Raw genomic sequence first — 26,131 nt, forward strand, 5'->3', positions numbered from 1 at the left:
ACCGGTCACAAGAAACGCAGGCAGGTTCTAAACTTGCCTGCGTTTTTCATTCCGAACGCCGGCCGTCGGGGTCACAGTCGGGGCACAGTTGAGGTCACAGGCCGGACCTTTGATCAAATCACCCGCAAGCCGGTCGCGACCTGCGTGTGGCGCGGGACGTCCAGGTCGTCGACCGGCTGTGGCCTGCTGAACAGGAAGCCCTGCAGATAGTCACAGCCTTCGTCGACCAGAAACGCCTTTTGCGCTTCGGTTTCGATGCCCTCTCCAACGGTCTTCATGCCCATCACCTTTGCCAGCCCCAGCAGGGACCGAACCAGCAGGTCGGCCTCTTCATCCTGGCCGATGCGTGAGACAAAACTCCGGTCGATCTTCATCTTGTCGAACCTGAACTTGTGCAGGTAGCTGAGGCTGCAATAGCCGGTACCGAAATCGTCGATCGCCAAACCGACATTCAGGTCACGCAGTTTCAGGAAGGTCTCCTGTGTGAGCGGATTTTCCTCCAGAAGCAGATCTTCCGTGATTTCCAGCACCAGCCGGTCCGGCGGATACCCGTGTTTTCTCAGCAAGGCGCCAACCTGTTCGGCAAATTTCGGCGCCTGGATCTGGCTGGTGCAGACATTGACCGAAATACCCGCCGTTTGCCACTGGCCCGCATCGCGGAGCGCGCGGTCCAGGACCCAGGCGCCGATTTCCGGCATCAGCCCCGCTTCCTGGGCAACGGGCAGGAACAGGGCCGGCGAGACAAGCCCGCGCCGCGGATGACGCCATCGGATCAGGGCCTCGCACAGCGCGACCTCGTCAGATCCGGCCTTCACGATCGGTTGGTAGAAGACCTCGAACTCCTCGTTCCTGAGGGCCGCATCGAGTTCGACACTGATTTCGCGTTGCTCGCGCAGGAAATCGTCCATCCGTTCATCGAACATCCGAAAGGTGTTTTTCTGTTCCTTCTTGCTGCGCTGAAGCGCAATATCAGCTGCGCGGACCATGCCGATCAGCGTCTTACCGTGCTCGGGGAACCTTGCAACCCCCGCACTTGCGGACGAGCCGATCCGCTTGCCCTCGGCTTCCACCGGCCGGCGCAGAGCGCTGAACAGTTGTTCGATCTCGGCCAGGGCTTCCGCCTCGCTCTCCCACCGCTCCGTCAGGATCAGGAATTCGTCGCCGCCGATGCGTCCGAGCAGATCATAGGGTCCAAGCGACTGCTGGATGCGTTCGACTTGCGCAATGATCAGACGGTCTCCGACGGAGTGCCCGTGAATGTCATTCACCTGTTTCAGATTGTCGACGTCAATATAGACGAGCCACGCCCCCGTGCCCCGTTCAGCACACAGCGCAAGCCGTTTCGCAGCGACAGAGTGCAGGTACGCGCGGGAGGCGCAACCGGTCAGGGAATCGTGATTGGCCGCATATCGTGCCTCCCGTTCCCTTTGCGCGAGCCTGAGCTTGGCCCTGGCATTCTGCCGCAGCGCGATCATGGCCATCGCCAGGATGACCCCAAGGGAGATGGCCAGAATGGGGATCGAGGACACGATGATCGCCGATGCCCTGCTCACGGGATACCAGGCGAGGTATCCCAGAGCCGTGCCGCCGTCATTTGCGAGCGGAACACCGATCATTCCGTCCGGGATCTGTCTGTTGAAAGTCAGGTTGTCGAGCGACAGGTTGGCGAGCAACTGGTTCAGATGCGCCGCGTCGATCGCGAAAGTGGACACCAGGATGTTTGGCGGCGCCTCCACCATCTCGATCCCGCCCGGGTCGGGCACGATCGCGAATGCGGTGACGATGTGCGGCGTGCCATCGATTTCGACAATTTTCACACCGGAAACATCCGACAAATTTCCGGCAAACCGGATTCTGCCGGACGTGGACCTGACAAGAGTGGCCAGGTAATTGGCGCGTATCTTCGCAAGGATCCCTTCTATCCGCCTGCCGATCTTCTGGACGTAATAGTCCGGCATGTTCGCGGCCGAATGATTTGCCGCAAAAATGACCGCCCCGCCGCCATCAACGAGCACGGTCTGGTCCTGCACAAAATCCAGCGCCATGTCGACGCCGAAACGTTCCTTGATCCAGGCCTCCGAACGACTGGTTTCGATATGCACATAGGCGGCATTGGACGCGGCATAGCGCTCCATTTCCTTCAGAAGCGCCAACTTGTGGTTTTCGAAGACACGGCTGACCGAACTGATTTCACGTTGCGCCGCCGCACGTTCAGCCACGACGATCTTGAACAGAACGAGGCCGAAGGAAAAAATGACGGCGCAGAACATCAACAGAACCACGAGACTGGACGAAAATCCGAAGATTGCGGATGCCGAACGGCCGGTTTCAAGATCGGCTTTCTTTTCGGAAACGAAATCCCGTTCCAGTTTTGCCGTCCCGGCAGACAGATCCCGCATGTCAGTTCCAAAGCCCGTCAGTGGTGCAAGCCAGCTATTCTGCCCGAAAAACGCTTAATTTTTTGCCCTCGGCAATCTTGACGAGGCCATTGCCATTTATGCGTGCATCAGAATCATTGCTATTTCTGGATGAAGCTTTGTTCCGAAGGTTTCCGGACACGCCTTGCCGCAGGCTCAAACGGTCGGGATTGATTATGCGGAGACGAAGCGCGAAGGTGTACGGCCATCACACCTGAACATCAGGACACGACATGCAATCGTCTCGAATACTGCTGACGGCCTCGATCAGCCTGTGCACCCTGATCGGCCTCTGGGGCGTCATCGACCCCGCAGGGCTGCTGGCGATCGCCAGTGCCATCGTCAGTCAGTATTTCCTCAGCAGAGGCTGGTTCGTGATGCTCTCCGTCACGATCATGCTGCTGTTCTGCCTCGCTCTGGTGTTCACCCGGGTGGGAGATATCCGCCTTGGCGAGGACTGGGACCGGCCGGAGTATTCCACGCCGACATGGATCGCGATGCTGTTCGCCGCAGGCATGGGCGTCGGCCTGCTGTTCTGGGCCGTCGCCGAGCCGCTGACCCATTTTCACGTCGTGCAGGAGGCGCTGCCCACACCGCTCGCCGCCGAACAGGCGCTGTTGGCCGCCAATTTCAACTGGGGCATTCATGCCTGGGCCGTCTATGGAACGACCGCCCTCACCATTGCCTATTTCAGCTTCAGGCGGCAGACGCCGATGCTGGTCAGCGCGCCGCTGAAGAACCTGTTTCCCGGCGAGACCTGGGCGGAAGTCGTTGGCTGGCTGTCCGATTTCATGGCGATTACCGCCATCGCGATCGGCGTTGCGGGATCCGTCGCCATGGGCGTCTACCAGGTCGCGGACGGTGTCTCCGTTCTTACAGGCAGCGAGACAGCCGGACCGGTTCTGATCATCACCGTGTTTCTTCTGATGATCGCCGCCTATATCCCGCCGCTTCTGGTCGATCTCGGCAGCGGAATGGCCCGGCTCTCCAATATCGCCATGGCGCTTGCCATCGCGCTCGTGGCCTACGTCATCATTATGGGCCCGTCCGAATTCCTGATGAACTCGATCATCGGCGGCATCGGCAATTATGTCGCCGTCGTTGTCCCGCGCGGCCTTGAGACCTTCACTTTCTATGGCACCGAAACCGGCAAGTGGTTTCAGGACTGGACACTGACCTACATGGTCTGGTGGATCGCCTGGGGGCCGTTCGTGGGCGTTTTTGTCGCCCGGATTTCCAAGGGTCGCACCATCCGGGAGTTCGTGCTCGGTGTCCTGGTCGGACCGACATTGTTCTCCACGATCTGGTTCGGGGCCTTCGGCGGGATCGGCATCTTCGAGGCACTCGAAGGCCGGGGCGAATTGCTGGCCATGACGCAGACCAATGTCGAGCGCATGACCTTCGCTCTGCTCGAGCGGTTGCCGTTTTCCACCGTGACCACCCTTGCAACGATCGCCGCAGCGTTCCTGTTCATCGTGACCAGTGTCGTCAGCGCGGCATTCGTGCTTGGCATGTTCTCCACCGGCGGCAATCAGAACCCGAGCGTCCGGGTGAAGGTCACCTGGGGCCTGCTGCTGGGTGTGCTGGGCGCGGCCATGATCCTGTCCGGATCCGCCCAGGCCATGAAAACCCTGATTTCGCTGGGAGCGCTGCCGTTCGTGTTCATCACGGTGCTCCTGCTTGCCTGTCTGGTCCGCGCGCTGATCGTGGATCTGCGAAAGGAGACCGTCCGTGCTAACAGGTGACTTTACAGATACGATCTTGAACCTGGGCACCTTCGCCTTTATCGGCGCCATGGTCTGGCTGGTCGTGCGCAAGGGGCCGGACGGCACGCCCTGAAGAAAACCGGAGGTCTGTCCGGCAAAGGTGGCCCGGAACGCGTGAAGCCGCCCGAATGGGGCGGCTTCGTGTTTCAGTCCTGAGGACAGGCTCAGAGCTTGTCGGTGACAGCCGTCGTGGTGGCGCCTTCCGGCTCTTTGGTGATGACCGGGTCGGAGCCGCCGGCCAGCAGCGACTTCACCGTGCGCTCATAGGCTTTCATGTCGAGTGTGCCGTCGGAGCCGTCGACCAGCTTGTTGATCTCGCCAACCATGCGGATCTGGTGCTTTTCGGTCTGGGCGCCGGTGGCGTCGTTTTCAAGGACGATTTCGGCGGCCTCTTCCGGGTGCTCGGCCGAATAGGCCCAGCCCTTCATGGACGCCTTGACGAACCGGGCCAGCTTGTCGACCATTTCCGGATCTTCAAGGCTGGACTCCAGCGCATACAGACCGTCTTCCAGTGTCGCGACACCCTGGTCTTCGTACTTGAAGACGATCAGGTCTTCCTCCGGAATGCCGGCATCGATCACCTGCCAGTATTCATTGTAGGTCATGGTGGAGATGCAGTCGGCCTGCTTCTGCAACAGAGGATCGACATTGAAGCCCTGCTTCAGAACGGTCACGCCACCATCGCTGCCGTCGGTCGCGATACCGAGCTGGCTCATCCAGGACAGGAACGGATATTCGTTGCCGAAGAACCAGACCCCGAGGGTTCTGCCCTTGAAATCATCCGGCGAGGTAATTCCGGATTCCTTGAGGCAGGTCAGCATCATGCCGGATTTCTTGAACGGCTGCGCGATGTTGACGAGCGGCACACCCTTTTCGCGCGACGCCAGTGCCGACGGCATCCAGTCGATGATCACGTCGGCGCCGCCGCCGGCAATCACCTGCGGCGGTGCGATGTCGGGACCGCCCGGCTTGATCGTGACATCAAGGCCTTCTTCTTCATAAAAGCCCTTGTCCTTGGCCACATAGTAGCCTGCGAACTGACCCTGGGTTACCCATTTCAACTGCAGTGTCAGCTCGTCGTCGGCCTGTGCCGCGCCCGCGGTCAGGCTTGCGCCCAGAATCGATGCGAGCGCCAGACTTTTCAATGCCTTCATTGCCATTCCCCTACTGGTTATGGGCTGTGCCGGTCCGACGCAGCCCTTCTCTGGTATTTGAACCTTTTGCCGAAGCCGCGTCGAACGGATTCCTTGCGTTCACGGCATCCTGGCGTATTGGACGGAACAGGGCGCCTGGGCATTTTTGCCTTCGCGACGGCCCGCACTGACCAAATGGTCAAGAAAATCTAGAAAGCTGCCATGTGATTGGTCAAGGTTATTTTTTCAGCAAGATGAATTGAGGCACCTTCACATGGGGAAAGCCGTCCAAAGTGACCGTGGACTCCCAGGACAATTCTTCCGGCTTTCCGGTGTTCAGCCGTCGCGCCCAGTCTGTTGGCCGCATGCCGACCGGTCGTGCCGTCGTCGACTGACGCCAGAACAAGATCTTGCCGTTACCAATCATCGACATTCAATCTTCTTTGTAGATTTTCCGCATCTCCGGGAATTTTCCATTTATCGAAATCTACATGTATTTCATACAATTTTTACTACAACTTTACGGAGAGTAAGATTTTGCATCTGCCTTGATGCTCGAAGGCAGGTTCAATGCCCTTTGAATTGTGTCTTTTTGCTTCACTTTTTCTGAAAAATGCTATCTTGTTACTCTGCATTCAACTTGTATTAAATTTTCGAATGAATGTGGATCGCAAAGAACCGATCGCGAGGCGGGAGCCTGGAGGCCAAGTTGACGGACCAAGTGACTGATCGCACGATCGAGGTGACATCTTCGCCAGCCCCTGGCCAAAGCGGTCGAGACGGCTCCTCGAAATCCGCTCCCTCCAACAATGCCGCCAGGCCCAGGGACCGGGCCCCCGGGGTCCGGAGCGATATCGGCACGATCGTGCTCCATTGGACGCTTGTGGTCGCGATCTTCGTCAGTCTTCTGACCGGCCTCAGACTGTCGAGCGACGCGGAAGGGGCCTGGTTTTCAACGCTCTTCGAACCGATCCTGCCCCAGGGCGAGATCTGGACCTGGCACTATGTGTCCGCGATCTTCGTGCTTGCACTCATTTTCGCGTATGTGGCCTACATGTCGCTGGCGCGCCTGAAACGGCGGGTGTCGTCGAAGAAAATTGTTGTCCTGACGCTGCCGGCGAACACCAGGCTGCGCCTCGCCGCGGTGAATGTCATCGCCTACTGGATCCTGTTTGCCGCCGTTCTCACGCTGACTGTGACGGGCGTTCTGCTGTATCTCGGCCATGGCGGCCTCTGGATCACGGTCCACTACGTCTCCGCCCTGGTGGTGCTGACCTATATCGGCACACACGTGGTCCTGCACTACGCCTACGGCGGCCTGTCGCAGCTACTGCGCCTGTTCCGGCCGCAGAAATTGCGCCGTTTTCCGGGCATGGCCACGCATCCGCTCGCGCTGTCCCTCCTGGTCGGAGCGGTCGTTCTCGCAGCGGCCGTGACCATCGATTTCGGCACGCGGGGCGATCTCACGGTTGCCCGGACCGATGCATTACCCGAGCTCGACGGCGAATTGAGCGACACGGCCTGGGCCAATGCCAGGCCGGTGTTCGTCAGGACGCACCAGGGATCGAACCTCGACGGCGCGGGCACGTCGACGGTCGAGATCCGCGCGGTGCAGGTCGGCGACAAGATCGCCTTTGCCTTCCGCTGGCAGGACGCGACCCGGTCACTGAAGCGGCATCCGCTGATCAAGCGCGAGGACGGCTGGCACATGCTCAACAACCGCGCTGACATTTCGGACGAAACCGCCTACTACGAAGACAAGTTTTCCGTCGCGTTTTCCAGGACTGACACCTTTGGTGGCGGCGGATCGACCCATATGGGCCCGAAACCGCTCGGCGACAAACCGGCGGCCCTTCACGACCGCGGCCTTCACTACACGACAGATGGCAGCCTGCTGGATGTGTGGCAGTGGAAAGCCTCGCGCGGCGGCATGCTGGGCCGTGTCGACGACATGCATTTCAGCACGCCACTGGCCCCGAACGAGGCTCAGGCCAAAGGCAAGGGCCGCTACAGCGCCGGCTACAGCGCGGACGAAGGCACCTCCTTTTACGTCTACAACTACATGAAAAAATCCGGCTCGGACTATCTTGGAACCGTGGATGTCCGGCGCCTGCCGATCGACTACCAGAAAACCGCCGCGCGGATGGGAACCATCGATCTGTCGGTCGAAGCGACCGACGATGAAGGTTCCGCATGGTGGATGTTCGAGGCCGACAGCGTTCCGTATTCGCCGGAAAAGGACGCCGAAATCCCGGTCGGGGCGGTGATTCCCGGCGTGCTGATCCAGGGGGAGTATTCCGGCAGCCGCGCTGATCTTCTGGGTGGATCGAAGTGGCGGGACGGCTACTGGACACTTGAAGTGATCCGCGACATGGACACGGGACACGCCCAGGATCTCGCCATGAAAACCGGGCTTTATGTCTGGCTGGCGGTGTTCGACCACAACCAGACCCGGCACACACGCCACTCGCGGCCGGTGCGGCTGACCTTCAACTGATCCCGCAAACACTCTTCTCGCACTGGACGCCCACTCATGTCGAACAGCACCTGCACGGTCACAATCAACGGCAAGAAGATCAAGGCCAATGTCGGCGACACGCTGATCGATGCCGGCCTCGGCGGCAGGCTTGTCATCCCCCATGACTGCTGTTCGGGCCAGTGCGAAACCTGCCGGGTACGGGTCCTCAGCGGCAAGGTGGACGATCTGGGAACGCGCGAAAAGAACACGGTGCTGGGGTGTCTCGCCGTTCTGGAAGGCGACGCGGAGATTTCCTATGACCCTGTTCCGGTCGTCAGGACCACGAAGGGCACCGTGGAAAGCATCCGCAAGATCAAGGACGATTATCTGGAAGTCCGGATCCGGACGGTGCGGCCGGTCACCTGGCTTGCCGGTCAGTATCTGCGGGCGACCTTCGCAGGCTGTCCACCCCGCGACTACAGTCCGACGACCCCGCTCAGCCTGGATGCGGAACAGGACGTGATCGTGTTTCACATCAAGGTCTATCCGAACAGCACCGTTTCCTCGAAACTCGGTGTGGACATCACCAAGGGCCATGCCGTCAAGCTGCGCGGCCCCTTTGGCAACGCCTTCCTGCGCCGGCAGCCCGAACCGATCCTGCTGACGTTGACCGGAACGGGTTTCGCGCCGATCTGGTCGATCGCGGTTGCGGTCGGCATGGGCCAGCCGGGTCGCGAGATCCGCATGATCGCCGGTGCCCGCACGCGGGACGGACTTTACATGCGCGATGCGGTCCGCTGGCTGCAGGCACGCGGCATTCCGATCACGCTGACGGCGGGCGACGGCGACAACGAAACCGTCCGGACCGAACGGCCGCATGAGCTGGCCGGCCCGCTCACGCCCGCGCATGTGGTCTATTCGGCGGGTGCCCCCGCCCATGTGGAGGCCATGCGCGAGCTTGCACGCCAGGCCGGCGCGACCTTTTATGCAGATCCGTTCTACGTTGCCGAGGAAGACAGAGGCCTGCTGGCCATTGCAGGCACCCTCCTGAGGAAGGCTTCAGCGCCTTTTTCGGCCGCATCGGCTGGCTGAAACCACAAGCCACGGCCCGCCGAAAGGGCTACTGGGCAGCGGTGCTCAACGATGGATCGGCGTCGAGGATCAGTGCCTCCGCCTCGGCAATCGGCATGGGCCGCCCCAGAAAATACCCCTGGGCGTCGGTGCATCCGATTTCCGCGAGCATGTCGAGAAGTTCCCTGGTCTCGACGCCCTCGGCGGTCGTCGTCATGTTCAGGTTTTTCGCCAGATCGATGACGGCTTTCACGATCGAGACGGAATCCTCGGAATAGGCCATCGAGCGGACGAAGGACTGGTCGATCTTGATCTTGTCGAACGGGAAACGCCGCAGATAGCTGAGCGAGGAATATCCCGTACCGAAATCATCCATGGAAACCTTCACACCGAGGGATTTTGCCTGGTGCAGCGCATCCAGAACTTCATCGGAGTCGGTCAGAAGCACGGTTTCCGTTACTTCCAGTTCCAGTCTGTCCGGCCTCAGGTCGAATTTCGTAAGGGCGTTGACCAGAACCGGACCGAACGCATGTCCGCGCAACTGCCTGGGAGACAGGTTGACTGCGATGCGAAGGTGCTCCGGCCAGTCGGCGGCCAGCCTGCAGGCTTCATTCAACACCCATTCACCGACCTGCAGGATGACGCCGGTGTCCTCGGCGATCGGGATGAAATCCGCCGGTGAAACCAGCCCGCGCCTGGGATGGTTCCAGCGAAGCAGGGCTTCGAATCCAGAGATCTGATAGTCGGCGAGCGTATACTGAGGCTGGAAATAGAGCTCGAGTTCACCGTTTCCGACCGCGGTGCGCAGGTCGGTGATCAATTCGCGGCGTTCCTTGACCGCCGCGCCCATGTCGGCCTGGAAATACCTGCGGGTGTTCCGGCCGTCCTCCTTGGCCCGGTAGAGCGCAAGATCCGCCTGCTTGAAGAGTTCGTCACCGGCACTGCCGTCCCCTGTGGAAACGGAAATGCCGATGCTGACACCGATGACGATTTCATGATCCGCGATCTGGAACGGCTGGGACAGCTCCCAGATCGCCGCCTCGGCGATCTCCTCGATGCTATCGGGGCGGACATGCAGCCGGGTCAGGATGGCGAATTCGTCCCCTCCCAGGCGGACCACGAGATCCTCCTCCCCGCCAAGCAGCCTGAGCCGGTCGGCGACGTGCCGCAACAGCTCGTCCCCGATCGGATGGCCGAGGGAGTCGTTGACGGTCTTGAACTCGTCCAGATCGAGACAAAGAATGGCAAATTCACCGCCCTCGGCCTTCTGCAACTGGAGCAGCCTGTCCATGTGATCACGAAACTCGACGCGGTTCGGCAGCCCCGTGAGCGTGTCGTGGCGCGCCAGAAACGCGAGCCGGTCGCGGGCTTCCTGACGTTCCGTGATGTCTTCGGAGATGGCCACCCAGCCGCCGTCGGCCAGGGGCTGGCGCGTGGTCAGCACAATCCGCCCCGACCGGGTTCTCTCCATCTTGGTGCTTTGCGCCCACGATCCGGGCTGTTGCGGCCCCTGCCGCGCCTCGTGCGGCAACAAGGCCTCGGAACCGAGCGCTTCGGCTTTCTGGAGATCGGAAAGCTGCGCCTCGTTCATGCCCGGTTTCAACGCGCCGCGCTCGAGTTCGAACAGTTCGGCGACCCGCAGGTTGGAGACGATCAGGCTGCCGTCCCTGTCGAACATGCACAGACCATGCGACATGTTGTTGAGAGCCGCGTCAAACAGGATGTTCTGTTCGCGCAACTGCGCTTCCTGGGTCCGCAGAATGGTATTCTTTTCATGGACGCGCGCGCGCAGGGCGTCACGTTCCTTGATCGAATGCTGCAGCGAGACCACCGAACGGGCGATGTCACCGACCTCGTCGTGCCGATCAGTGCCGACGACCTGGTTCTCAAAATCGCCGGCGGCAATGCCGGAGAGGACGCGTGTGATGTTTGTCAGGGGCCGCGTGATCTGCCTGGACAGGAGAAAGGCCACTGCGGCGAAGGCGGCGAGCGCCAGCATGCCGAACAGGAGCAGCCACCTGAGCATCTTGCGCTCCTCCTCGATGCCGATCCGGGTCAGTTCGGCCTGGGTCGCGGTCAGATCCTCGATGGGAACCATGGCGCATACGGTCATCGGAAACAGGGGAATACCGCACTCGACAACCCGGATGCCGTTGTAGGCGATGTTGGGCCTTGTCGGCGACAACTCGAGATCCGATATCCGTCCCTCGAAATTCGCACGCGAGATCACCTTGTTGTCAAAAACGATGGCCAGCTCGAAGGAATTGATTTCGGCCAGGTCGGCCAGCAGGGGCTCCGTCTCCCGCAGCCAGCGTTGCGCCAGCAGTCCGCCGATGACGTAGCCGAATTCATCGAACACCGGCACGAAGATCACCTGCGACAGGGCATTGTCATTGCCGGAAGGCACAAAAATTCCGGTCTTCGAACGCGGCAGCACATCCGAAAACGTCTGCCTGTGCCCCGGGTAACTTTCCATCAGGGCGGCCGTGATGTCGCCGGAAAAACTGAACCGCCGGATCCTGTCATTAAGCGTGACCAGATCAATCGAATTGGAAGAGGCACCGATCACGCGGCCCTTTTCGTCCAGAACGACCAGTCCGTCCACGTCGGCCAGTTGTGCGCCCGCGCCCAAAAGTTCCGACATGGCCACCACGTTGCGCGATTCGACCGCGGCGACGACATCCTGCCGCTCGGACAAGGTGCTGACGCGTCGCAGCCTGTCCTGAAACAGAAACTCCAGACGCGTTCCGGCAAGTTTCACATCAGCCGTAAGTGTCTCCAGCACGCGGGCGTGAGACAGTTTCAGCAGCTCCGTTTCCTGGCGCGCCATACTCCCTTCCAGCTGAAAGGCCACAAGCCCGATAAGGCCCGCGAAAGCACAGATGGCCGTAAACACGGCCCCGTAAGTATAGTGCCAGAGAAGGGAGGAATGACGTATCATGCTGATCTTACCCGCTAGTTCCTTACGGGAACGCCTCCGAAGTTGCGGATCGATGCACGCGCCTCACTTGAGCGGCTGTATGTGATAAAGGCCTCCATGTCGCTGTCCAGCGTGCCGTCCTTGTAGATCAGCGCGAGCGTAACGGCACTCGGATAAGCGTCATCCGTCGGATGACTGCCATCGATTTCCAGGACCGTCAGGCCGTCCTCGAGCGGACGCGAATAGGGCCCGAAGGCGATGGCGCCCTCGACGTCCCGCGCGCTCGCAATGGCATCCTGGGTCGTGTGCGCTGTTTTCGAACGGGGCGAAAACTCGAGATCCTGCCAACCGGGCATGGTTGCCTTCAAGACCTGAAGGGTGCTGTCGGTGTCTTCGCGGCGGACCAGGCGCACGCGCAAGTCGGCCCCTCCAAGAGTTGACCAGTTGGTGATCTCCCCCGAATAGAGCCTGACCAGATCAGCGCTGGTCAAGGCCTTGATCCCCGTGGAAGGGTGGGTGAACACCGCGCTCGGGATCTTGGCGAAGGGCAGGTAGACCAGTCCGTATTCGACCTCGTTCGCCGACAACGGCCGGGCGACCCGGCCCAGGCGCTCCGCTCCCGTGCCGACGGCAGCAATGCCACCGCCAGAGCCGATGCTCGGTGGAATTTCCAGGTTGATGTCCGGATGGGCGGCCGAAAAGCCCTTGCCGAGTTCCTGAAGCATCTCAAGCCCATCGCCAGTCCCGACCACGGTGAGGCCTGATTGCGCCTGTCCGGATTGCGGGAGAAGGAAAAGTGGGCAGAGCAGCACTGCCAAGCGGAAAGCAAAACCACGCATAAATACCACCATTGTACGGGTGTGTGGTATCCAGAATGGCATATTCAAGTTAATTAAACGCTAAATCATTGTGACAAATTACAATTAATATGTATTATTGTTCTGGTTTCGAAATAAAAATGAACAAATTCCGACCACAATTTGAACTATTTATCCGGCAATATTTACCTACCAGGTCTTTTTTGCCGACAAACAATCCCGGTCACGCACAACCTACATTACTACCACAGCGATATATCAAGAATACGCTGCATCTATACATATTCACCTGAACTATACGCCCCTCCGGCATTCCGACCGGCCGGCAGCCGATACCTGACCTAAAGGAAGACCCGCTCCTGCCCGGGAGCGCACTCAGGCGCCGGAAACGCGGGTCGCGCTGCTGCGGATAACAAGTTCAACGTCCAGAATGACGGGATCCCGCCGGCAGGCGGCGCCCTCTTCGCCGACGTCAATGCAGTTGAGCAACAGCGACGCGGCCCTGGCGCCCAGAGCCCGCCTGTCCTGCCTGACCGTCGTCAGAGCCGGCACATAAAACTCGGACAGGTCAATATCGTCGAACCCGATCACCGACATGTCCTCGGGCACCCGCACACCGTTTGCCGTCAAGGTCGAGATCAGGCCGAAGGCCACCTGGTCGGAGGCGCAGAAGACGGCTGTCGGCCGGTCCGTCATCTCCAGGATCCGATGGGCCGCCAATCTGCCGGACGCCAGTGAAAAGTCCCCACGGATGATCCATTCCTCGCGCGCGGGCAGACCGAGCCGCGCCCTTTCCTCGAGCATGCCCGTTCGTCTCGCGTGGGTGAGCACATTGTCCTCGGGACCGGTGACATGGGCGATCTTCCGGTGCCCGAGATCATGGAGGTGCTGAACGGCGAGCCGGGCGCCGCGGACGTTGTCGCTGCGCACGGAGGGCAGATCAAGGCCGTGGACCCACTCACAGGCAAACACGACTCTCCCGGACACGCCGTTGTCCCTGAACAGCTGGATCTCGCTGTGTGACAGTCCGCCGTCCAGACAGATCATGCCGTCGATCTGCGAGTCCAGGAAATAGTCCACCAGGGGCTTTTCCAAAGTCGCGCGGTCCCCGGTGTCCGCGATCAGAACGGATGTGTCCCTGTCACCGAGCGTTTCGCTGATGCCGGCCAGGATCTGGGAGAAAAACGGGTTGCCGAGATTGGGCACCATGACGAGAACCGCACCGGCCCGGCGGGTCCGCAAATTGCGCGCAGCCCTGTTGACACGGTACCCGGTCGACCGGATGGCCGCGAACACCTGTTCCCGCGTCGCTTCGGAAAGCAGTTCCGGGTTGCTGAGCGCCCGGCTGACCGTAGCCGTGGAAACGCCCGCCTCCCTGGCGACATCCTGAATACGCGTGTTCTTGTGGTTCAAGACCCTCTCCGGAGCTTTGTTCGTCTTCTTCTTCGGGTCGAGATCGCCTCGGCGAGACCATTGACCTTACATTCCGGGTTGACACAAGCGCGTTTCCCGAGAATGATAAATGTAATCGATTACATAAAAAGATACAATTGAATGCGATCGATGCATAAATGCGGTGGAGGCCGCATGATGAGGACAATCGGACGGATCCGTTCGACGGGAGGACATGATGAAAGCACTACGCGCAGTCTTTGCAGCAACCACCGCTCTGTGCGCGGCCAGCGCCGCCAATGCAACCGATCTGGAAGTCACCCACTGGTGGACATCCGGCGGTGAAGCCGCCGCCGTTGCCGAATTCGCAAAAGCCTTTAACGCAACCGGGAACAACTGGGTCGACGGCGCGATCGCCGGATCCGGCGGCACCGCCCGGCCGATCATCATCAGCCGGATCACCGGTGGCGATCCGATGGGCGCGACCCAGTTCAATCACGGCCGCCAGGCCGAAGAGCTGGTCGAAGCCGGCCTGATGCTCGATCTCACGGAGATCGCCGAGGAAGGCAAGTGGCGCGACATCGTCCGCCCGACCAGCCTGCTCGACAGTTGCACGGTCGACGGACGGATCTATTGCGTGCCGATCAACATTCATTCCCAGCAATGGCTCTGGCTCAACAATTCCGTCTTCGAGAATGCCGGCGTGGCGGTTCCGACCAACTGGGACGAATTCACCGCCGCCTCCGGCCAGCTGCAGGAAAACGGCATCGTTCCGCTGGCCATGGGGCAGCAGCCGTGGCAGACGACCCTGGCCTTCCAGGTCATCCTGACGGCCCTCGCGGGTCCCGAAGCCTATACCAAGATCTTCGGTGACCAGGATGCAGAGCTTGCCGCAGGACCGGAAACCGCAAAAGTGTTCGAGGCGGCCGCCGCTGCGCGCGAAATGGCCAAGGGCTCGAAAGTCCAGAACTGGAACGACGCCACCACCATGGTCATCACCGGCAAGGCCGGCGGCCAGATCATGGGCGACTGGGCCCAGGGTGAATTCCAGGTGGCCGACCAGGTTGCCGGGGAAGACTATACCTGCCTGCCGGGACTCGGCGTGAACGAGGTCATCATGACGGGCGGCGACGCGTTCTACTTCCCGAAAGTGGACGACCCGGAGACCACCAAGGCCCAGCTCGAGCTGGCAAAGGTCATGATGTCTCCGGAAACTCAGGTTGCCTTCAACCTGAAAAAGGGCTCGCTGCCGGTGCGCGGCGATGTGGATCTTGCCGCCGCCAACGATTGCATGCGCAAGGGTCTCGACATCCTTGCAAAGGGCAACATCATCCAGTCGCCGGACCAGCTCATGTCCGCCGACAGCCTGACCCAGGTGAACGACCTGTTCGTGGAATTCTTCAACAACCCGGACATGTCGGCGGAAGACGCCCAGGCGCTGTTCGTCTCCATCGTCGGCAACGCCGACTGAGGCATCCCGGACACGGTCACCCGGCTTTCACGCGATCTGCGCGGAAGCCGGGTGGTCCGGGTCCGCACCTTCGCTCCGCACCCGGGCACCGGGAGTGCCCTTTCGGCATCCTCCGGTGCCGTCCTTCGGCCCTGAGCATGTTCGGCGTGCGCCGGGGCCGGAACAAATCCTTCCGGACACCGTATCGACAGGGAAGTGTGAAGCATGGCCGCAGCAACGGGCCCCGCACGATGGCACCGTAACATCAGCGCCAAGATCGCGGCGATCCCGATGATCGCCACGGCGCTGGTGGTGTTCATAGGAGGAACCGTCTGGACGGTCGTCTATTCCTTCACCAATTCCAAGCTTCTGCCCAGGGAGAAATTCGTCGGCCTGGCGCAATACGAGCGGCTTTGGAGCAGCAACAAGTGGCTGATCTCCATCGAGAACCTGGCCATCTACGGCTCTCTCTCGCTGATTTTTTCGCTGCTGATCGGATTTGTGCTGGCGGCGCTTCTTGATCAGAAAATCCGTTTCGAAGACACGTTCCGCACCATTCTGCTCTATCCGTTCGCGCTCAGTTTCATCGTCACCGGACTTGCCTGGCAGTGGATTCTCAACCCGGATTTCGGCATCCAGCAGGTGGTGCGCAATCTCGGTTGGGAGAGTTTCAGCTTCGATCCGCTCTATGATCCGGACATCGTCATCTACGGCATCCTGATCGCCGGTCTCTGGCAGGGAACGGGGCTCATCATGTGCCTGATGCTGGCCGGCCTGCGCGGCATCGACGAGGACATCTGGAAGGCCTCCAAGATCGACGGCATACCGACGTGGAAGACCTATATCTTCATTGTCGTGCCGATGATGCGCGGCATCTTCATCACCGCGATCGTTCTGATCGCCTCGGGAATCATCAAGGTCTACGACCTCGTCGTCGCACAGACAGGCGGCGGACCGGGCATCGCTTCCGAGGTTCCCGCGAAATATGTCTATGACGCCATGTTCCTGTCCCAGAACCTCGGTCAGGGCTTTGCCGCCTCGACCATGATGCTACTGACGGTCGTCATCATTGTTGTGCCATGGGCCTATCTCGAATTCGGGGGCAAACGGAAATGACCAAGGCGCCGCACCTCCTCAAGGGATCCCTCAAATACGCCGGCGAACCGGCAGAAACCGGTCCGGACCGCGCCCTGCGACCCGGAAGCCCCGTGACCGAAACCCGGATGATGGACGGACCGGCCGGCCGGAAGCCGCGCAAGGTGCTGTCGCGGCGCAACATCATGATCTACGGCACGCTGATCGTCGTCAGCCTGTATTACCTGCTGCCGCTCTACGTGATGATCGTCACCTCGCTGAAAGGCATGCCAGAAATCCGGCTCGGCAACATCTTCGCACCGCCGGTGGACGTCACGTTCCAGCCCTGGGTGAAGGCCTGGGCGGAGGCCTGCACGGGGCTCAATTGCGACGGTCTCTCGCGGGGTTTCTTCAACTCGGTGAAAATCCTGGTTCCCTCGGTGATCCTGTCGATCGCGATTGCCTCGGTGAACGGCTACGCCCTCGCCAACTGGCGTTTCAAGGGATCGGAAACGTTCTTCGCCATCCTGATCGTGGGCGCTTTCATCCCCTATCAGGTGATGATCTACCCGATCGTGATCCTGCTGCGCGAAATGGGTCTCTACGGCAGCCTGAGCGGTCTGGTCCTGGTGCACACCATCTTCGGCATGCCGATCCTCACCCTGCTGTTCCGCAACTATTTCGCTTCCGTGCCGCAGGAACTGTTCAAGGCGGCCCGGGTGGACGGAGCCGGATTCTGGTCGATCTATTTCCGCATCATGGTGCCCATGAGCCTGCCGATATTCGTTGTCGCCATGATCCTGCAGGTCACCGGCATCTGGAACGACTTCCTGTTCGGGGTCATCTACACCAAGCCGGACCTTTATCCGATGACCGTGCAGCTCAACAACATCGTCAACTCCACGCAAGGGGTGAAGGAGTACAACGTCAATATGGCCGCGACGGTTCTGACCGGTCTTGTTCCCCTCACCATCTACTTCATCTCAGGAAAACTCTTCGTCCGCGGCATCGCCGCAGGGGCAGTGAAAGGCTGAAGAAGGATCCCATGGAAGCAAGCATTGCCATCAACAACCTTTCCCTGAGCTTCGGAAGCCTCGAGGTCCTGAAGGATCTCAACCTGGATGTCGGACAGGGCGAATTCCTCGTGCTGCTCGGCTCTTCCGGCTGCGGCAAGTCGACCCTGCTCAACTGCATTGCCGGGCTGCTCGACGTGACCGGCGGGCAGATCTTCATCGGCGGGCGCAATGTCACCTGGGAGGAGCCGTCCAAACGCGGCATCGGGATGGTGTTCCAGAGCTACGCGCTGTATCCGCAGATGACCGTCGCGGGCAACCTGAGTTTCGGCCTGAAAAACGCCGGCCTGCCCAAACAGGAAATCAGGGAGCGGGTCGACCGGGCCGCCAAGGTCCTGCAGATCGAGCCGCTCTTGAACCGCAAGCCGGCGGCCCTGTCCGGGGGGCAGCGCCAGCGCGCCGCCATCGGCCGGGCCCTGGTGCGCGATGCCGACGTGTTCCTGTTCGACGAACCGCTTTCCAACCTGGACGCCAAACTGAGAGCGGATCTCAGGGTCGAGATCAAGCAGTTGCACCAGAAGCTGCACAACACCATGATCTACGTGACCCACGACCAGATCGAAGCCATGACCCTTGCCGACCGGATTGCCATCATGCGCGGCGGCCGGATCCTGCAACTGGCATCGCCGAAGGAAATCTACAACCGGCCGGCCAGCAAATATGTCGCCGAATTCATCGGCTCGCCCACCATGAATTTCTTCGCCGGCGAGATCGCCGAAGCCGGTGGAGGCCTGCGTTTCATGGCCAGCGACAACATCTTTCCGCTTGATGACTATGCCTTTCTGGACAGGCCGCCGGTGGCGGGGGCGGCATGGTTCGGGATCCGGCCGGAGCACATGGTCTGCGGCACGGACGCGGAAAATGCCCCAGTCCGGCTCCAGGGCCGCGTCGAGCTCGTGGAACCTCTCGGCTCCGACACGCTCGCGCGCATTTCCGCTTCCGGGCAGGTTCTCTGGATCCGGATGGACGGCCAGGCCAACGTGGCGGCGGGCGACACCCTCCAGTTCGGCTTCGACCCGGCTCGCGGCAATATCTTCGACAAGGTAACCGAAGACCGGATCTGATCCGGTCTGCCCCTCACCTTCAGGACACTGATCATGGATATCTCTTTCCAGCTCTATTCCGCGCGCGAGTTCACACCGTGGGACGCCGTGCTCGAACGGCTTTCCGGCCTCGGCTACACCCAGGTGGAAGGCTTCGGCGGCACCTATGACGACCCGGCCGCCTTTCGCGCCCTGCTCGACGCCAACGGCCTGAGCATGCCTTCGGGCCATTTCTTTCCGATGGACCAGTTCGAGGACGATATCGGCAAGGTCATCGACACGGCCAGGACCCTCGGCATGAGCCGCCTTTTCGTTCCTGCCGTGCCGCCGGAACAGCGCGTGCCCGACGCCGCCCTTTGGCAGTCGATCGGCGTGCGCCTGGAAGCCATCGGCGCCAGACTTCGCGACGCCGGCTTGCGGTTCGGCTGGCACAATCACGACTTCGAGTTCGCCGCATGCGCGGACGGCCGCCTGCCGATGGATATTCTGCTCGACGCGGCGCCCACGATCGAATGGGAGGCGGATATCGCCTGGATCGTGCGTGGCGGCCAGGACCCGCTGCAATGGATCGAGCGCTACGCCAGCCGCATCACCACCGCCCACGTGAAAGACATTGCGCCCGAGGGCGCGTGCCTCGACGAGGACGGATGGGCCGATGTCGGCCAGGGCACCATGGACTGGAAGACCCTCATGGACGCCCTGCGCGCAGCCGGCACCGACCTCTTCGTCATGGAGCACGACAAACCGTCCGACTACGAACGGTTCGCCCGCCGCTCCATCGACGCCTACCGCACCTATTGAGGATTTTTCATGAGCAAGTCACTCGGCATCGGCATCCTGGGATGCGGTAACATCTCGGCCGCCTACATGCGTCTCGCACCGCTCTTCAAGGGCATCGAAGTGCGCGCCTGCGCCGACATCAACGAGGCCGCGGCCAAGGCCCGCGCGGAAGAATTCAACCTGCGCGCTGAAACCATCGACGGACTTCTGGGGGCCGGCGACATCGACATCGTCGTCAACCTGACGGTGCCGGCAGCCCATTTCGAGGTCTCGAAAAGGGTCCTGGAAGCGGGCAAGCACGTCTATTCGGAAAAGCCCTTCGTGCTCAGTGTCGCCGAGGGTCAGGCACTGGCCGCGATCGCACAGACCAGGGGGCTTCGGGTCGGGTCCGCGCCCGACACGTTCATGGGCGGCGCGCACCAGCTCGCCCGGCACCTGATCGATGCGGGAGCGGTCGGCCAGGTCACCTCCGGCACCTGTTTCGTGCAGAGCCCCGGCATGGAAATGTGGCACCCGAACCCGGACTTCTTCTTCCAGGCCGGCGGCGGACCGATCCTCGATCTCGGGCCCTATTACATTTCCAATCTGGTGCAGCTTCTCGGGCCGGTGAAACGGGTCTGCGCCATGAGTTCCTCCGGTTCCGAATACCGCACGATCACCTCCGAGCCGAGGTTCGGCGAAAAGATCAAGGTCGAAACTCCAACCACGATCCACGCGGTGATGCAGTTCCATTCCGGTGCCCAGATCACCTATTGCGCGAGCTGGGATGTCTGGCAGCACGGCCATTCCAACATGGAGCTCTACGGCCGGGAGGGCACGCTACACGTGCCGGATCCCAATTTCTTCGGCGGCGAGGTGCGCAGGACCGACAAGGCAAGCTTCGTCAGCCAGTCGGAAGCCTGGGATCATCCGTTCTCCAAATCGAACGACCGCGGTCACGCCAATTACCGGACCGCCGGTCTCGCCGACATGGCGCAGGCGATCCTGGAAAACAGGCCGCACCGTTGCGCTTTGGAATTTGCTCTGCATGCTGTCGATGTGATGACGTCGATTCTCGCCTCCGGGGAGAGCGGCGCGTTCATCGATATCAAGACGACCTGCGAACGGCCCGCCGCCCTGGACCCACAGGCGGCCAGAGGTCTTCTAACCTGATTGGAGTTCTCATGACCTGGACGGCAGCGGACACGCGCTACGACACGATGGAATACCGCCGGTGCGGAAAATCGGGGCTGAGGCTGCCCGTGATTTCGCTCGGTCTGTGGCACAACTTCGGCGACGACACGCCGCATGACCGCAAGCGCGAAATCGCACGGACCGCGTTCGATCTCGGTATTACCCACTTCGATCTCGCCAACAACTACGGCCCCCGGCCGGGTGCTGCGGAGCAGGCCTTCGGTGAGCTGATGCGCACCGATTTCGCGCCCTACCGGGACGAGATGATCATTTCCTCCAAGGCCGGCTACCTGATGTGGCCGGGTCCCTACGGCGAATGGGGCAGCCGCAAATACCTGATCGCGTCCTGCGACCAGTCCCTCAAGCGGATGGGGCTCGACTATGTCGACATTTTCTATTCGCATCGCTACGACCCGAACACGCCGCTGGAAGAGACCATGTTGGCCCTCGACCACATCGTGCGCTCCGGACGGGCTCTCTATGCCGGCATCTCGTCGTATAACGCGAAACGCACGAGGGAAGCCGTTGCGATCCTGAAGGAGCTGGGCACACCCTGCCTGATCCACCAGCCGAGCTATTCCATGATCAACCGCTGGGTCGAGGAAGACGGCCTGCTCGACACGCTGGACGATCTCGGTGTCGGGTCGATCGCCTTCTCGCCTCTTGCCCAGGGCATGCTGACCAGCAAGTACCTGAAAGGTGTTCCGGAAGGCAGCCGCGCCACCCAGGGCAAATCCCTCAAGGAACAGTTCCTGAGCGACGACAACCTGGCCACGATCCGCGCCCTCAACGCGATTGCGGAGAAACGCGGCCAGACGCTCGCCCAGATGGCCATCGCCTGGGTGCTGCGAAAGGGCCGTGTCACGACCGCGCTGATCGGGGCCAGCCGCGCCGAGCAGGTTCGGGACTGTGTCGGCACGGTCGCGAACCTGGAGTTCACGGACGCGGAACTCGCCGAAATCGACGCCACCACCCACGAGGCCGACATCAACCTGTGGGCCGCCTCCGCCGAGCGGAAAGGCCCGGCGCGCTAGCCGCATGTCAAGTCCGGCGGGCGTCCTTCCGAATCCGGAAGGACGCCCGCCGTTCCCCCCAACCCGCGCGACCCGCGCCGATCTGCCGAGGAGAGAGCCATGGCCGGACTGATCAAGGGACCAGCGATATTCCTGGCCCAGTTTGCCGGGGACGAAGCCCCGTTCAACTCGTTGCCCGCCATTGCGAAATGGGCGGCAGATCTTGGCTACAAGGGCATCCAGATCCCAACGTTCGACGGCCGTCTGTTCGACCTGGACAAGGCCGCGGAAAGCCAGGTCTATTGCGACGAGGTCAAAGGCATCTGCACCGATGCCGGCGTGGAGATCACGGAGCTTTCCACCCATCTGCAAGGCCAGCTAGTCGCCGTTCACCCGGCCTACGATCTGGTCTTCGACGGGTTCGCCCCGCCGCAAGTGCACGGTAATCCGAAAGCGCGTCAGGAATGGGCGACCGGCCAGATGAAAAAGGCGGCCGTCGCCAGCCGAAACCTCGGTCTCGACGCCTCCGTCAGTTTCACCGGGTCACTGGCCTTTCCCTATCTCTATCCCTGGCCGCAACGGCCGGCGGGACTGATCGAGGAGGCGTTCGGCGAACTGGCGCGGCGCTGGAAGCCGATCCTCAACGTCTATGACGCCCACGGCGTCGATGTCGGCTACGAGATCCATCCCGGCGAGGAACGTCTTCGACGGTGCCACCTTCGAGATGTTCCTGGATGCGCTCGGCGGGCACCAACGCTGCCAGATCAACTACGATCCCTCGCATTTCCTGCTGCAGCAGATGGACTATCTGGCCTTCATCGACATCTATCACGAGCGCATCTGCGCCTTTCACGTGAAGGATGCCGAATTCCATCCGGACGGCCGCCAGGGCGTTTATTCCGGATACCAGAGCTGGATCGACCGCGCCGGCCGGTTCCGCTCGCTCGGTGACGGCCAGGTGGATTTTCACGGCATCTTTTCCAAACTTGCCCAGCACGGCTACGACAGCTGGGCGGTTCTGGAATGGGAATGCTGCCTGAAATCGCCCGCACAGGGCGCCGCAGAGGGCGCTCCCTTCATCGAGAGCCATATCATCGAGGTCACCGAAAAGGCTTTCGACGACTTCTCCGGCAGCGCAACCGACCAGGAACACATCCGCATGATGCTGGGGCTCGGCTAGGACTTGAACCCGAGTTCGTCGATCACGGTCTGGACCGCGAGCCGGAACACCTGTTCGGCCGCGCCCGGCTGGGTGTCCGGCCGCGTCATCAGGCCGACCGGGCCCTTGGTGATGTCGGTGTCGAAGGGCAGGCGCACAAGGTGGCCGTCCGCGGTCTCGTTCTGGACGACGCCTGAGGAGATGATCCAGACCGCGTCCGTACGTCTGGTATAAACCCGGCCGAATGCGCCGGATACCGTCTCTATCTTGTTGGTGATTTCGCCGACGCCGTTGGCAATCATGAACCGCTCGACCAGCGGGCGGATGGCCGCGCCCGTCGGCGGATAGATCACCGGCCAGTCGACAATGCGCTTCACGTCGGGCTTGTCCAGAAGCGGATGACCGGTCCGCACGATCAGATCGACCCGTTCCGAATAGAGCTGGGTGAAGGACACGCCTTCCATGGAGCCCGGGCGGCCGAGGCGGCCGATCACCAGATCGAGTTCTCCCAGCTTCAGGCGTTCGATCAGATAGCCGTGCGGGCCGTCCATGATCTGCACCATCACATTGGGCGCAAGCTCGGAAAACTCCCGGATCACGGGCGGCATGAAACTGGCGGCCACGCTTGGCAATGCACCGACCTTCAGGGTCGGACGGGCATGGTCGCCCTCCTTTTCGACCCCGTCCAGGCCCTGCTGCAGGCTGGCGAGCGAAATCTGCGCGAAGTGCAGGAACACCTTGCCCTGTTTGGTCAGCGCGGTGCCGGCCCGGTTGCGGGTCATCAGGCTCGCACCGATGATCTCCTCCAGTTCCTTCAGCGTCTTGGAAATGGCCGGCTGGGTCAGATGGAGCTTGTCGGCGGCCAGCTTCAGGCTGCGTTCCTGGGCGATTTCCACGAAACACTGGATATGGCGGAATTTGATGCGCCGGTCGATCATTTGAATACTCATTTTGGAAAGAAACAGGCTCGATATGTCATTTTACTTCCCGATTTCGATCATTCAATATCAAATCAACCAGGGAGAAACGGATGCGTACACAGGTTGTCATCGTCGGTGGAGGACCGTCGGGTCTGCTGCTCGGGCAGCTTCTGCACCGCAAGGGCATCGACACCGTCGTTTTGGAGCGCAAGACACGGGATTACGTGCTGCGCCGCATCCGAGCGGGGATCCTGGAAACGGGCCTCGTCAACATGATGCGCGAAGCGGGCGTGGCGGACAGGATGGACAAGGAATGCTATGTCCATGACGGCACCTGCATTTCCTACGAGAACGAGCTGTTCGACATCAATTTCAAGGAGTTGATCGGACAGAATGTCATTGTCTACGGGCAGACGGAAGTCACGCAGGATCTCTATGACGCCCGCGAGGCAACGGACGGCAAGACAGTCTTCGAGGTCGAGGGCGTACAGATCTGCGGCGCCGACAGCGACACCCCCTTTGTCACCTTCACGGCGGACGGCCGCGAACAGCGCATCGATTGCGACTTCGTCGCCGGCTGCGACGGCTTTCACGGCGTCAGCCGCCAGACGATCCCCGAGACCGTGCGCAAGGACTACGAAAAGGTGTTCCCGTTCGGCTGGCTGGGCATCCTGTCCGAAACACCGCCCGTCCATGACGAGCTGATCTACGCGAATTCCATACGCGGCTTCGCGCTCTGCTCCATGCGCAACGAGAACCTGTCACGCTACTATGTGCAATGCGCCGTTACCGACACGGTCGAGCAGTGGAGCGACGCGGCCTTCTGGGACGAGTTGAAGCGCAGGATCCCGGATTCCGTCGCCGACAAGCTGGTCACCGGGCCGTCCATCGAGAAATCGATCGCACCGCTCAGATCCTTCGTCAGCGAGCCGATGCGCTGGGGCCGGCTGTTTCTGTGCGGCGACGCGGCTCACATCGTGCCGCCGACCGGCGCCAAGGGCCTGAACACCGCCGCCTCTGATGTGCATTACCTCAAGGAGGCGCTGGTCCAGTACTACCTGGACAAGGACACCGGCGGGATCGACGGCTATTCCGAGAAGGCGTTGGCCCGGGTATGGAAAGCCGAGCGGTTCAGCTGGGCGACGACCAATATGCTGCACCGGTTCCCGGACCAGTCGGATTTCGACCTGAAGATGCAGCGTGCGGAAATCCAGTCGCTGCATCACCATGAAACGGCGCAGAAATGGTTTGCGCAAAACTATGTGGGCCTGCCCTATTGATGAAGATCGCGCGACTCCCGACTGCGGACATTCACTGGCGCGAGGACGGCGATCCGGACGGCCCGGTGGTTGTTTTCGCCAATTCCCTGGGCACGGACCTGCGCCTCTGGGACGGCGTGGTGGACCGGCTGGCCGGAAACGGCCTGAGGCTGGTGCGCTTCGACAAGCGCGGCCACGGGCTGTCGTCCTGCCCGAAGCCGCCCTATTCGATGGATGACCTTGTCCGGGACACGGACACCCTGCTGGATGAGCTCGACATCGGGTCCTGCGTGTTCGTCGGCCTGTCCATCGGCGGCATGATCGGCCAGTTGCTGGCCAGCCGGCGGCCGGACCGGATCAGCGGCCTGGTGCTCGCCAACACGGCGGCGAAAATGGGCGACCCCACCATGTGGCGGGACCGGATTTCACGGATCCGTGCGGACGGTCTGGACAGCATCGCCGACGCGGTTCTCGAGCGCTGGTTTTCCGGAAGCTTCCGCGGCAGGCCCGAGAGCCTCGGCTGGCGCCACATGCTGTGCCGCACGCCCGAGGACGGCTATGTCGGCTGCTGCGAGGCGATTGCCGCAGCAGACCTCAGCCAAAGCACGGCCAGCCTGCGCCTGCCTGTGCTCGGCATCGGCGGCAGCGAGGATCTTGCCAGTCCGTCGGACCTGGTGCGCGCGACCACAGTTCTGGTACCGGGAAGCCGTTTTGTCGAAATAGACCAGGCCGGGCATCTGCCCTGTGTGGAGCAACCGGATGCATTCACCGGCCATCTGCTGAGATTCCTGAAGGAGGACCTCCATGTCTGAGCGCTTCGAAACCGGTACCAGGGTCCGGCGATCCGTGCTTGGCGACGAACACGTCGACCGTGCGGAAAGTGCCAAGTCCGCGTTCGACGAACCGTTTCAGACCCTGATCACGGAGACGGCCTGGGGCAATGTCTGGGCCTCCGACGGCATCAGCGCACGCGAGCGCTCCATGCTGACGCTCGCCCTGCTGGCGGCGCTCGGAAATTTCGAGGAAATTCCGATGCATATCCGTGCGACAAAACGCACGGGCGCGAGCAAGCAGGATGTGCTGGAATCGTTTCAGCATGTGGCAATCTATGCCGGTGTTCCCCGCGCCAACCAGGCGCTGAAACTGGCGAAGCAGACTTACGCAGAGATGGAAGCCGAGTAGGCTCGCAAGCCGCTTGCTCCTGAGGAGGAG

Annotated in this window: 20 protein-coding genes and 1 pseudogene; 14 read left to right on the forward strand and 7 right to left on the reverse strand. The window is 61.4% G+C overall.

Translation table 11 applies throughout. The annotated features are described in order from the left end of the window. Nucleotides 1-113: 113 nt before the first annotated feature. Complete coding sequence (locus tag AC0VX3_RS00605) at nucleotides 114-2,399, reverse strand: putative bifunctional diguanylate cyclase/phosphodiesterase (RefSeq protein WP_475523105.1); 2,286 nt, start codon at nucleotides 2,397-2,399, stop codon at nucleotides 114-116. A gap of 251 nt (nucleotides 2,400-2,650) precedes the next feature. Between AC0VX3_RS00605 and AC0VX3_RS00610 the strand changes: the two genes are divergently transcribed. Next, nucleotides 2,651-4,162, forward strand: a complete 1,512-nt coding sequence (locus AC0VX3_RS00610; protein ID WP_475523106.1) for a BCCT family transporter — start codon at nucleotides 2,651-2,653, stop codon at nucleotides 4,160-4,162. Nucleotides 4,163-4,347: 185 nt separating this feature from the next. Here the strand turns inward: AC0VX3_RS00610 and AC0VX3_RS00615 are convergent, their stop codons facing one another. Both AC0VX3_RS00615 and AC0VX3_RS00620 read right to left on the reverse strand, forming a co-directional pair. Then, a complete protein-coding gene (locus AC0VX3_RS00615; RefSeq protein ID WP_475523107.1) occupies nucleotides 4,348-5,337 on the reverse strand; it encodes an ABC transporter substrate-binding protein in 990 nt (329 codons plus the stop codon). Between the two features lie 217 nt (nucleotides 5,338-5,554). Continuing rightward, nucleotides 5,555-5,749 (reverse strand): hypothetical protein, encoded by a 195-nt coding sequence (locus AC0VX3_RS00620; RefSeq protein ID WP_475523108.1) that lies wholly within the window; start codon nucleotides 5,747-5,749, stop codon nucleotides 5,555-5,557. Nucleotides 5,750-6,025: 276 nt separating this feature from the next. On the opposite strand from AC0VX3_RS00620, the gene AC0VX3_RS00625 reads away from it, so the two are divergent. Both AC0VX3_RS00625 and AC0VX3_RS00630 read left to right on the forward strand, forming a co-directional pair. Beyond that, nucleotides 6,026-7,813, forward strand: coding sequence for an ethylbenzene dehydrogenase-related protein (locus tag AC0VX3_RS00625; protein WP_475523109.1), 1,788 nt, complete (start codon nucleotides 6,026-6,028; stop codon nucleotides 7,811-7,813). Between the two features lie 36 nt (nucleotides 7,814-7,849). Next, nucleotides 7,850-8,866: a 2Fe-2S iron-sulfur cluster-binding protein gene (locus AC0VX3_RS00630; RefSeq protein WP_475523110.1), complete on the forward strand. Its 1,017-nt coding sequence runs from the start codon at nucleotides 7,850-7,852 to the stop codon at nucleotides 8,864-8,866. Nucleotides 8,867-8,894: 28 nt separating this feature from the next. On the opposite strand, the gene AC0VX3_RS00635 is transcribed toward AC0VX3_RS00630, so the two are convergent. From AC0VX3_RS00635 to AC0VX3_RS00645, 3 genes are all read right to left on the reverse strand, one after another. Then, nucleotides 8,895-11,675, reverse strand: a complete 2,781-nt coding sequence (locus AC0VX3_RS00635; RefSeq protein ID WP_475523111.1) for a bifunctional diguanylate cyclase/phosphodiesterase — start codon at nucleotides 11,673-11,675, stop codon at nucleotides 8,895-8,897. A 125-nt stretch (nucleotides 11,676-11,800) separates the two neighbouring features. After that, nucleotides 11,801-12,490 carry a substrate-binding domain-containing protein gene (locus AC0VX3_RS00640; RefSeq protein ID WP_475523112.1) on the reverse strand — a complete coding sequence of 230 codons (690 nt, stop codon included), beginning with the start codon at nucleotides 12,488-12,490 and terminating at the stop codon, nucleotides 11,801-11,803. Between the two features lie 468 nt (nucleotides 12,491-12,958). After that, nucleotides 12,959-13,996, reverse strand: coding sequence for a LacI family DNA-binding transcriptional regulator (locus AC0VX3_RS00645; protein ID WP_348152385.1), 1,038 nt, complete (start codon nucleotides 13,994-13,996; stop codon nucleotides 12,959-12,961). A gap of 214 nt (nucleotides 13,997-14,210) precedes the next feature. Here AC0VX3_RS00645 and AC0VX3_RS00650 point away from each other — a divergent pair, with 214 nt between their 5' ends. The 8 genes and pseudogenes from AC0VX3_RS00650 (at nucleotide 14,211) to AC0VX3_RS00685 (ending at nucleotide 22,761) form a co-directional block, all read left to right on the forward strand. Continuing rightward, nucleotides 14,211-15,446: an ABC transporter substrate-binding protein gene (locus AC0VX3_RS00650; RefSeq protein WP_475523113.1), complete on the forward strand. Its 1,236-nt coding sequence runs from the start codon at nucleotides 14,211-14,213 to the stop codon at nucleotides 15,444-15,446. Nucleotides 15,447-15,650: 204 nt separating this feature from the next. After that, complete coding sequence (locus tag AC0VX3_RS00655) at nucleotides 15,651-16,541, forward strand: carbohydrate ABC transporter permease (protein WP_348152391.1); 891 nt, start codon at nucleotides 15,651-15,653, stop codon at nucleotides 16,539-16,541. Nucleotides 16,542-16,651: 110 nt separating this feature from the next. Next, entirely contained in the window at nucleotides 16,652-17,533 is an 882-nt protein-coding gene (locus AC0VX3_RS00660) for a carbohydrate ABC transporter permease (protein ID WP_342891861.1), read from the forward strand. A gap of 11 nt (nucleotides 17,534-17,544) precedes the next feature. Next, entirely contained in the window at nucleotides 17,545-18,636 is a 1,092-nt protein-coding gene (locus AC0VX3_RS00665; RefSeq protein WP_475523114.1) for an ABC transporter ATP-binding protein, read from the forward strand. A gap of 33 nt (nucleotides 18,637-18,669) precedes the next feature. Next, a complete protein-coding gene (locus tag AC0VX3_RS00670; protein WP_475523115.1) occupies nucleotides 18,670-19,416 on the forward strand; it encodes a sugar phosphate isomerase/epimerase family protein in 747 nt (248 codons plus the stop codon). 9 nt (nucleotides 19,417-19,425) lie between these two features. Then, entirely contained in the window at nucleotides 19,426-20,547 is a 1,122-nt protein-coding gene (locus AC0VX3_RS00675; RefSeq protein ID WP_475523116.1) for a Gfo/Idh/MocA family protein, read from the forward strand. Nucleotides 20,548-20,558: 11 nt separating this feature from the next. Further along, the gene (gene mgrA, locus AC0VX3_RS00680; RefSeq protein WP_475523117.1) at nucleotides 20,559-21,602 is read left to right on the forward strand and encodes an L-glyceraldehyde 3-phosphate reductase; all 1,044 of its coding nucleotides are present in this window, start codon (nucleotides 20,559-20,561) and stop codon (nucleotides 21,600-21,602) included. 99 nt (nucleotides 21,603-21,701) lie between these two features. After that, nucleotides 21,702-22,761 (forward strand): annotated as a pseudogene (locus tag AC0VX3_RS00685) (sugar phosphate isomerase/epimerase family protein). Here the strand turns inward: AC0VX3_RS00685 and pcaQ are convergent. Beyond that, complete coding sequence (gene pcaQ / locus AC0VX3_RS00690) at nucleotides 22,758-23,678, reverse strand: pca operon transcription factor PcaQ (protein ID WP_475523118.1); 921 nt, start codon at nucleotides 23,676-23,678, stop codon at nucleotides 22,758-22,760. The pseudogene AC0VX3_RS00685 and the gene pcaQ overlap by 4 nt on opposite strands. Before the next feature lie 92 nt (nucleotides 23,679-23,770). Here pcaQ and pobA point away from each other — a divergent pair, with 92 nt between their 5' ends. The 3 genes from pobA to pcaC are packed head-to-tail and all read left to right on the forward strand — an operon-like array spanning nucleotide 23,771 to nucleotide 26,101. After that, entirely contained in the window at nucleotides 23,771-24,940 is a 1,170-nt protein-coding gene (gene pobA, locus AC0VX3_RS00695) for a 4-hydroxybenzoate 3-monooxygenase (RefSeq protein WP_475523119.1), read from the forward strand. Beyond that, nucleotides 24,940-25,731 carry a 3-oxoadipate enol-lactonase gene (gene pcaD / locus AC0VX3_RS00700; protein WP_475523120.1) on the forward strand — a complete coding sequence of 264 codons (792 nt, stop codon included), beginning with the start codon at nucleotides 24,940-24,942 and terminating at the stop codon, nucleotides 25,729-25,731. The genes pobA and pcaD overlap by 1 nt, the downstream gene beginning before the upstream one ends. Beyond that, the gene (gene pcaC, locus AC0VX3_RS00705; protein WP_342895909.1) at nucleotides 25,724-26,101 is read left to right on the forward strand and encodes a 4-carboxymuconolactone decarboxylase; all 378 of its coding nucleotides are present in this window, start codon (nucleotides 25,724-25,726) and stop codon (nucleotides 26,099-26,101) included. Before pcaD ends, pcaC begins: the two co-directional genes overlap by 8 nt. The last annotated feature ends 30 nt before the right edge of the window (nucleotides 26,102-26,131 follow it).

It is taken from the genome of Roseibium sp. QJM3NY_11 (genome assembly GCF_056173175.1).

Bases quoted from the DNA above. Each gene is read 5' to 3' on its own strand.
- AC0VX3_RS00640 (WP_475523112.1), bottom strand. From the start codon at position 12,490: ATGCTTCAGGAACTCGGCAAGGGCTTTTCGGCCGCCCATCCGGACATC.
- pcaC (WP_342895909.1), top strand. From the start codon at position 25,724: ATGTCTGAGCGCTTCGAAACCGGTACCAGGGTCCGGCGATCCGTGCTT.
- AC0VX3_RS00655 (WP_348152391.1), top strand. From the start codon at position 15,651: ATGGCCGCAGCAACGGGCCCCGCACGATGGCACCGTAACATCAGCGCC.
- AC0VX3_RS00665 (WP_475523114.1), top strand. From the start codon at position 17,545: ATGGAAGCAAGCATTGCCATCAACAACCTTTCCCTGAGCTTCGGAAGC.
- AC0VX3_RS00615 (WP_475523107.1), bottom strand. From the start codon at position 5,337: ATGAAGGCATTGAAAAGTCTGGCGCTCGCATCGATTCTGGGCGCAAGC.
- AC0VX3_RS00660 (WP_342891861.1), top strand. From the start codon at position 16,652: ATGGACGGACCGGCCGGCCGGAAGCCGCGCAAGGTGCTGTCGCGGCGC.
- pcaD (WP_475523120.1), top strand. From the start codon at position 24,940: ATGAAGATCGCGCGACTCCCGACTGCGGACATTCACTGGCGCGAGGAC.
- AC0VX3_RS00650 (WP_475523113.1), top strand. From the start codon at position 14,211: ATGATGAAAGCACTACGCGCAGTCTTTGCAGCAACCACCGCTCTGTGC.
- AC0VX3_RS00630 (WP_475523110.1), top strand. From the start codon at position 7,850: ATGTCGAACAGCACCTGCACGGTCACAATCAACGGCAAGAAGATCAAG.
- AC0VX3_RS00620 (WP_475523108.1), bottom strand. From the start codon at position 5,749: ATGTCGATGATTGGTAACGGCAAGATCTTGTTCTGGCGTCAGTCGACG.
- AC0VX3_RS00675 (WP_475523116.1), top strand. From the start codon at position 19,426: ATGAGCAAGTCACTCGGCATCGGCATCCTGGGATGCGGTAACATCTCG.
- AC0VX3_RS00610 (WP_475523106.1), top strand. From the start codon at position 2,651: ATGCAATCGTCTCGAATACTGCTGACGGCCTCGATCAGCCTGTGCACC.
- pobA (WP_475523119.1), top strand. From the start codon at position 23,771: ATGCGTACACAGGTTGTCATCGTCGGTGGAGGACCGTCGGGTCTGCTG.
- AC0VX3_RS00635 (WP_475523111.1), bottom strand. From the start codon at position 11,675: ATGGCGCGCCAGGAAACGGAGCTGCTGAAACTGTCTCACGCCCGCGTG.
- AC0VX3_RS00670 (WP_475523115.1), top strand. From the start codon at position 18,670: ATGGATATCTCTTTCCAGCTCTATTCCGCGCGCGAGTTCACACCGTGG.
- mgrA (WP_475523117.1), top strand. From the start codon at position 20,559: ATGACCTGGACGGCAGCGGACACGCGCTACGACACGATGGAATACCGC.
- AC0VX3_RS00605 (WP_475523105.1), bottom strand. From the start codon at position 2,399: ATGCGGGATCTGTCTGCCGGGACGGCAAAACTGGAACGGGATTTCGTT.
- pcaQ (WP_475523118.1), bottom strand. From the start codon at position 23,678: ATGATCGACCGGCGCATCAAATTCCGCCATATCCAGTGTTTCGTGGAA.